Source organism: Hahella sp. CCB-MM4 (genome assembly GCF_002260525.1).
Classification (GTDB): domain Bacteria; phylum Pseudomonadota; class Gammaproteobacteria; order Pseudomonadales; family Oleiphilaceae; genus Hahella.
In genome coordinates this window covers 1-394 of the sequence record NZ_MRYI01000094.1, presented here as the reverse complement: position 1 = coordinate 394, position 394 = coordinate 1, and the positions used below count along the sequence as shown (strand labels likewise).

General features: G+C 69.8%; 1 pseudogene. It reads left to right on the top strand.

Annotation, left to right across the window (positions count from 1 at the left end):
* Positions 1–394: pseudogene (locus tag BTA51_RS29055) on the top strand (DEAD/DEAH box helicase); the annotation flags it as partial.

Below are 394 nucleotides of genomic sequence, written 5' to 3'. Positions count from 1 at the left end.
GGTCCAGCGTCCGCGCCGACTACGGAGTCCGCGCCGAAACGGACGAGTTCACCTTCTACTGCACCCGTGATGAGTGCGCCTTCCACGACGTCCTGCCCGTCGCCGTCGTCGACCAGCACCTCTACGAGGATCCACCCACCTTCGTCCTGGGCACCGTCGACAAGTTCGCTCGGCTCGCCTGGGAGCCCGACTCCGGCAGCCTCTTCGGCGCCGGCACTGGCAACCGGCCCCCGTCCCTGATCATCCAGGACGAGCTGCACCTGCTCACCGGACCGCTCGGCACCACAGTCGGCCTCTACGAGGCGGCCATCCTGGAGCTGTGCACCGGCCCGGACGGCCGCCCGCCCAAGATCGTTGCCGCCACGGCCACCATCCGGCGCTCCGCCGAACAGGT